Annotated in this window: 7 protein-coding genes and 1 pseudogene; 3 read left to right on the top strand and 5 right to left on the bottom strand. The window is 43.0% G+C overall.

Annotated elements, in window-relative coordinates:
- Nucleotides 1-90: 90 nt before the first annotated feature.
- Nucleotides 91-228, top strand: coding sequence for a hypothetical protein (locus tag N482_RS25805; protein WP_231100920.1), 138 nt, complete (start codon nt 91-93; stop codon nt 226-228).
- Nucleotides 225-605, top strand: a pseudogene (locus N482_RS26195) (cell surface protein); the annotation flags it as partial. The gene N482_RS25805 and the pseudogene N482_RS26195, both read left to right, overlap by 4 nt.
- Nucleotides 606-677: 72 nt before the next feature.
- Here N482_RS26195 and N482_RS26190 read toward each other — a convergent pair.
- The 4 genes from N482_RS26190 to rppH form a co-directional block, all read right to left on the bottom strand.
- Nucleotides 678-869 (bottom strand): hypothetical protein, encoded by a 192-nt coding sequence (locus N482_RS26190; protein WP_419555069.1) that lies wholly within the window; start codon nt 867-869, stop codon nt 678-680.
- A complete protein-coding gene (locus tag N482_RS23275) occupies nt 841-1,443 on the bottom strand; it encodes a PKD domain-containing protein (protein ID WP_063379319.1) in 603 nt (200 codons plus the stop codon). The genes N482_RS26190 and N482_RS23275 overlap by 29 nt, the downstream gene beginning before the upstream one ends.
- Before the next feature lie 427 nt (nt 1,444-1,870).
- Complete coding sequence (gene ptsP, locus N482_RS23270; protein WP_063379318.1) at nt 1,871-4,150, bottom strand: phosphoenolpyruvate--protein phosphotransferase; 2,280 nt, start codon at nt 4,148-4,150, stop codon at nt 1,871-1,873.
- Nucleotides 4,151-4,163: 13 nt separating this feature from the next.
- Nucleotides 4,164-4,682 carry an RNA pyrophosphohydrolase gene (gene rppH, locus N482_RS23265; RefSeq protein ID WP_023397137.1) on the bottom strand — a complete coding sequence of 173 codons (519 nt, stop codon included), beginning with the start codon at nt 4,680-4,682 and terminating at the stop codon, nt 4,164-4,166.
- 431 nt (nt 4,683-5,113) lie between these two features.
- Here rppH and mutH point away from each other — a divergent pair, with 431 nt between their 5' ends.
- Nucleotides 5,114-5,788 (top strand): DNA mismatch repair endonuclease MutH, encoded by a 675-nt coding sequence (gene mutH / locus N482_RS23260; protein WP_081228211.1) that lies wholly within the window; start codon nt 5,114-5,116, stop codon nt 5,786-5,788.
- 74 nt (nt 5,789-5,862) lie between these two features.
- Here the strand turns inward: mutH and eno are convergent, their stop codons facing one another.
- A complete protein-coding gene (gene eno, locus N482_RS23255; protein ID WP_063379316.1) occupies nt 5,863-7,155 on the bottom strand; it encodes a phosphopyruvate hydratase in 1,293 nt (430 codons plus the stop codon).
- Nucleotides 7,156-7,269: the final 114 nt, after the last annotated feature.

Below are 7,269 nucleotides of genomic sequence, written 5' to 3'. Positions count from 1 at the left end.
AAGTGTGATCCCGCCCTGAGCAGCAATCACGGTGGTTTAATCGGGTATTACCCTTGTTCATTGTTTACTAACTAAAAAAGGATTTTAAAAATGAAACTTAAATTATTGGCAACTTCAGGCATGCTTTTACTAGCATCTGATATGGTATTTGCTTTGGACCCAGTAAGAATCATGAAGATGACTCTATCAGCACACCTCTTGGTATTGGTCGTAACCAATGGGCTTTGAAGTGTAAATACATCTCAAACCGTACTTACGATTACAATATTAATGATGACTGGGGTAACCAACGTTCACGCGTTTACTACCCTAGCTTTTACAAGCCAGGTAATTTCAACGACTGGTGGCGTGCACCTACGTCAAAAGCGCCAGCGTGTACAAACAATGGTTACACAGGCATCATTCATTGCCTATCTTCATGCTACACACCTGATCAGAAGTTACTATTTGCTGAAGGTGAGCTAGCTATTTTTGACGCGTTTACTCGCCGTGTTAGCCGTATTGTTACATTGAGCGATGACGCAACGCTTGATAGTCTTGCGCACACCGTGCGTGATGTCGATGCTTATAGCGAATCTGTACGTGACGTAGAGCATGGTATTCTGCATATCAAAACAGCAAGTGGCGGCTCTATCAAAGTAACCTTAAACCACCCACTCCTTATCTCTTCTGGTCATTTAAAGAATGCTGAAGACATTAAAGTTGGTGATGCGTTGATTGCCGAAAACGGCGACTTTGACCAGATCAGGTGTCTCGATTGCAATGGCTGGTGCACCATTTTCTACTTGCTGCCACAAATAACTCACAATTTCACCGTCAGGCGCATGACTTTCTGTGCCATCAAGTGTGAAAGCTCCGCCCTCTGATATCTCTAGATTTTCTCCTACTACGGCATTCGGGTCTGCGATTAATTACATCTATGACCTTGACTGATACCGTATCAAATGCTGTTGCACCTTTGTCGTCAGTGACCGTTATCTTTAACACCATTGTATGGTCTGGCGTTTCATCAGTAAGTGGAGGTACAGACATGCTGGCCTGTAATTGCTGGCTATCCCTTATCGTATCGAAGGGCCCAGAAATATGCTCCCAAAGAAAGGACACAACTTCTCCATCCTCGTCATTGGCTGTCGCTGAAAGCAGCAATATCTCTCGCTCTTCAATCTCTAGGGGCACATCAGCGATGACGGTCGGGGCTAAATTTCCCGCTTTTAACGTGATACTGACCTCATCCGTACTTGAACTACCATCATCATCTGTCACTGTCAGAGAGAATTTCAATACTTCAGATTCAGGCACATAGGGAGCAAGAAACGATGCGCTCGCAGAATCTTTGTCTCGCAATACAACAGTAGTACCTTCAAGCTGTTTCCACTCATCCTTTTCGACGGTGCCATCTGTATCCAAAGCAGAGCTTGATAATAATACTTCGCCACCTTGCAAAGCTCCACTTACGGAGCTTACTGTTACTTGGGGCGCTTTATTTTTAACTATGGGGGGAGGTTTCGGATTATCAGTGCCACCACTGCCGCTGCCACACGCAGTCAGTAATGTACTGATACCGAATGCAATTACGCTAGAGTTTACAGGTGTGAAGCAGTCCTTATTTCGAGTTAAATAAATGCTGGAATAGCCCGTAAATTAATACGACTTAAGCGTTCCCAGTTTAATACAAAGAGACTACCACCTCAATAAAAAAACATATTTGCAACAAGTAATTTACTCACATTCTTATTTTGAGATAATGGCGACACTGGCCAGCTTGAACGCATCGCGTTTGCCAATACAAAAAAGCTCTTATACACAGTTTGTGTATGGCTTTGTTCGGGTTGATTAATCTGAAAATATTTAACTAATATCTTTATTTCAACTACTTAGTTGGGGAGTGTGTATAGAGTAATTCAGCGAGTTTGTGCTTTATTAAAAACTCTCTAAGCATGCGGTGTACTTGAATGGCATTAGATGCAGAAAGACATTGCTCTAGTAGGGCTTCCATATCTTCTACTTTCAGTCTTCTTAGTACCCATTTAACTTTATTTAAAGAAGAAATATTCATACTTAAGCGTCTGTAGCCCATTGCCACTAATAATATTGCCCCTTCATACTCGCCACCAAGCTCGCCACACAAGCTAAATGGGAGCTCCAAGTTTTGACAGTCGCGTGCAATTTTATACAGTGCGCGCAGCACACTTGGGTGATAAGGCTCAAACAACTCAGCTACACGTGCATTTGCCCTGTCTACAGCGAGTAAGTATTGCGTTAAGTCATTGCTACCTACAGAGCAAAAGTCTACTTTATCAGCCCATTCAGGCAATAAAAACAAACTAGATGGCACTTCTAACATTACACCGATTTCTGGTTTGTCTATTTGGTAAAATTGATCTGCCCACTCTTCTTGCAGCTCAAAGTAGGCTTGTTCCAACAACAGAAGCGCATCATCAACTTCTTCGGTATGACTCACCATAGGTAACATAATTTGTAAATTACCAAGACCTGCATTCGCCTTGATCATCGCTTTCAACTGATCTAAAAATAACTCGGGATGGTCTAAGGTCACTCGTATTCCTCGCCATCCTAAAAAGGAGTTTTCTTCTTCAATATCAAAATAATCAAGAACTTTATCACCCCCTATATCCAATGTTCGCATAACCACAGGCTCAGGGTGGTATCGGGATAATACCTCTCGATAGCACTGCTCTTGCTCAGCTTGAGATGGAAATTGTCCTCTTTGCATAAACCAAGACTCAGTGCGATACAGGCCAACGCCATCGCTGTATTTTGCACTCATATACTCGGCAGAAAGATCTAACCCTGCGTTGAGCAACAAACTGATCCGCTCACCATCTAATGTAACGGGCGGCAAATCGTACTCCGCTTCAAACTTGTCATGTAGCTGGCTGTCTTTTAGTTTTAATGCCTCATATTCTTGCGTGAGCACTTTAGAAGGTGAGATGTAAACCCGGCCCGCATATGCATCCAATATAATTGGTTTATCTTCAAATTGAAGCAGTGGCACATTTTCAATACCCCAAATTGCCGGTATGTCCATGGCTCTGGTCAATATTGAAGCATGTGAATTTGCTGAGCCGTGTACACTGACGACCCCAACAAGTTTGCTTTTAGGCACTTCCGCTAACATGGCTGGGGTCAGCGTATCAGCAATAAGAATAGTTTGCTCATGATAAGACCGCGCCACACTCTCCGTGCTTACCAAGTGGTGTAGCACTCTTAGGCCTAAGTCTTTTACATCTACCGCTCGCTCTTTAATATAAGGATCCTGCATCGCTTCAAACTGCGCAATCAGTTCACCGATGACATGTTTAAGCGCAGATTTTGCGTCCCACCCTTTGTCCAGCTCTTTGTCTACCTTCTCTCCCAGACTTTTGGCATCGAGCAACTGCTGATAGACCTCGAAAACGGCAAGCGCTTCTTTGGGTAGTGATGCAGACAAGCAGTTTGCCAAAATGTGAAACTCCTGACGGGTCGCAGCCACTGCCTGTCGAAACTTTTGCCTTTGTTCCGCAATATTGTCGCTTTTTGTGGATTCAATACTTGAGAACTCTAATTTAGGTAACACCACATAAGCTTGCCCAAGCGCTATTCCTGGTGCACTAGATACCCCCTTTAGCACTGAAGTTTTATGGGTAGACGCCTCTTGTTTGAGTATTGTTTGAAGCTCAACATGTGCCAATTGAGAAGCGAGTTGTGCAGATAAGGTAATTAAAAACGATTCTTCATCGTCACTAAAAACACGCGTGTTTTTCTGTTGAACAACGATGACGCCCATCACTTTTCGTTGATGAACAACGGGGACTGACAAAAAGGCATTGAAGCCTTCTTCATTTACTTCTGGGGATTGCTTAAAGCGGGGATGGCTCTGTGCATGAGCGATATTGATGGGCTCTTCTCGCTGTGCTACAAGCCCTACAAGCCCTTCTGTAAAACCAATTCTAAATTGGCCTACGGCACTGGGATTAAGGCCATCACTGGCCATCAGAACAAAATTGTCTTTGCTGTAATCAGCAAAGTAAATGGAGCAACATTCGGTCTGCATGGCATTCTTAACCATAGTAACGAATAAGTTCAATGCATCGTCTAAGTTATCTTGTTGAGATACTGCTTCAGCAATTGACCTTAATGTTGCTAACACTTTTCTTCCTTACTTATCGTCTGCGCCAATGATCTTTATGGCTATGCTCTTTGCGATTAAAGGGCATCGCAAAGGGCGCAAACTCTTTCATCACTCTACGATATACATCTCTTTTAAATGAGACGACCTGTCTAACCGGATACCAATAACTTACCCATCGCCAATCATCAAATTCAGGATGATGCGTTCTGAGCAAATCAACTTCTTCATCTTTACATCTTAACTTAAGTAAAAACCATTTTTGCTTTTGCCCTATACATACAGGGCTAGAGTCTTTACGAATTAATCGTTTTGGTAATTTATACCGCAACCAGTGTTTTGAGCTCGCGACAATCTCCACATCTTCCGGCCGTAAACCAACTTCTTCATGAAGTTCCCGATACATGGTTTGTTCAGGTGTTTCTCCTTCATCCACACCCCCTTGAGGAAACTGCCAAGAGTGCTGGCCATAACGCCTAGCCCAAAATACTTGCCCTTGGTTGTTACATATTACAATTCCCACATTGGCACGAAATCCTTCGGCATCAATCACCTTAGCGCCTCATTCTTATATCAATTTTACTTGATTGTTCCATATCTAAGAGACATCAGCAAACATTATTCCCGCTTTTGCTCAAGTTACCCACAGCTTGTGCATAACTTTTAACTAACGAGCCTAATTTACAAACAAATCCACAAAAAGAGAGTGAAAAAGCTAACTTCTCCACAGAAACTGTGGATAATATTGTTCATATATCTGTATTTATCCAAGAATAAGACCAAGGTGATTGTTAATAAGAATGCAAAAAACCACTAAACCCCTTTATTATCATTACGTTACACTATTCACACCCATCATCAGCAATGGTTAATCTTCCACCAAAAACAGGTAGGTCAAAAAACACACAAACAGGACTTAATCCACATGCAGTCACTTATCTGATAATATTGGCTTAGAATAATTAGGTATATGAGTCAATCTACGTGCAACGAGTTCCCCCTCCACTTTCCATTTCAGAATTAATGCAACGCGTTGAAGCGATTGCAGGTACCACGCTTGGTGAGTTGGCTGCTCAGTTCCAGTTTAAAAGCCCAGAGGATTTACTCAAGGAAAAAGGCTGGCCAGGCCAGTTAATTGAACATGCTCTGGGGGCAAGCGCTGGCTCAAAGCCCGTACCCGACTTTGAGCATATTGGCGTGGAGTTGAAAACGCTGCCTATTAGTTATCAAGGAAAACCCTTGGAAACAACTTACGTATCAATAGTCCCACTCACTGATTTAACTGGCTTGAATTGGTACCAATCAAGCGTAAAGAAAAAACTCACCCATGTTTTGTGGTTACCTATATTGGCCGAGCGAGATATTGCCCCCGTAGACAGAACAATAGCCACAGGCTTTTTGTGGCAGCCTTCAATAGAGCAAGAGGCCCAACTTAGAAGAGATTGGGAGGAACAAATTGAACTTATCGCGTTAGGCCGTATTCAAGAAATCACGGGACACCTAGGTGAGGTAATGCAAATCCGTCCAAAAGCAGCAAACAGTAAGGTATTGACCGATGCTATCGGCCCAAACGGGGGACTCATTAAAACATTGCCAAGAGGGTTTTATCTAAAAACCCAGTTCACGCAAAACATCCTCATGAATCACTTTGCAAATTAAGCTGTGAGTAAATCAAAGTAAAAAAAGCCGCTGAAGATAACTTCAACGGCTTTTTTTAAAGCTCAATAAGTAAATTATTGACCTTTAATTTCAGAGCGGCCATTGTAAACTGCTTTTTCACCAAGTGCTTCTTCGATGCGAAGCAGCTGGTTATACTTAGCAACACGGTCTGAACGACAAAGTGAACCAGTCTTAATTTGACCAGCCGCAGTACCCACCGCTAGATCCGCGATTGTCGCATCTTCCGTCTCACCAGAACGGTGTGAAATAACCGCAGTGAAGCCTGCATCTTGCGCCATCTTAATTGCGTCTAACGTCTCAGAAAGAGAACCAATCTGGTTGAACTTGATTAAGATAGAGTTACCGATGCTCTCATCGATACCACGCTTTAAGATCTTAGTGTTAGTAACAAATAAATCGTCACCTACTAGCTGAACTTTCTCACCGATTTTATCAGTTAAGATTTTCCAGCCATCCCAATCGCTTTCATCTAAACCATCTTCGATTGATACGATTGGGTAACGTGCAGCAAGATCAGCTAGGAAGTCAGCAAAGCCTTCTGAGTCAAACGCTTTACCTTCACCGCTTAGGTCATATTTACCGTCTTTGTAAAACTCAGAAGAAGCACAGTCTAATGCTAAAGTCACATCTTTGTTCATTTCGTAACCCGCAGCAGCAACCGCTTCTACGATAACTTCTAACGCTTCTTCGTTTGACTTAAGGTCAGGGGCAAAGCCACCTTCATCACCGACAGCCGTATTAAGACCACGTGCACTTAATACTTTTTTCAAGCTATGGAAGATTTCTGCCCCCATGCGCAACGCTTCGCGGAAGCTTGATGCACCTACAGGCTGAACCATGAATTCCTGAATATCAACGTTATTATCAGCATGCTCACCACCGTTGATGATATTCATCATTGGTACAGGCATAGAGAACTGACCTGACGTACCGTTGATGTCAGCAATGTGCTCGTAAAGTGCGACGCCTTTCTCTTGTGCCGCAGCTTTAGCTGTTGCTAGAGATACAGCTAGGATAGCGTTTGCACCTAACTTTTCTTTGTTTTCCGTACCATCTAGATCTAGCATTACTTGGTCAACAGCACGCTGCTCTAGCGCATTTTGACCTTCTAGTGCTTGTGCAATTTCACTGTTCACAAAGTTTACAGCTGTAAGTACACCTTTACCTAAGTAACGAGACTTATCACCATCACGTAATTCAAGTGCTTCGCGAGTTCCTGTTGATGCACCAGATGGTGCACATGCGCGGCCCCATGCGCCAGAGTCTAAATGTACGTCGGCTTCAACTGTCGGGTTACCACGTGAGTCCATAACTTCACGGCCAATCACTTTTACGATTTTTGACATCTTGATTCCTCTTTTCCCAAAGTGGTGAGTGTTTTATTTCTGCTTAATTCGCATTGCTATACAACCGACGATGTGTGTTCAGTTGCATAGCGATGCTGCTAGCAATTAGCACAT

The organism is Pseudoalteromonas luteoviolacea NCIMB 1942, from assembly GCF_001625595.1.
GTDB classification, from domain to species: domain Bacteria; phylum Pseudomonadota; class Gammaproteobacteria; order Enterobacterales; family Alteromonadaceae; genus Pseudoalteromonas; species Pseudoalteromonas luteoviolacea_A.
Note: the sequence above shows the minus strand (reverse complement) of the source record. Positions and strands in the feature narration are given on the sequence as shown.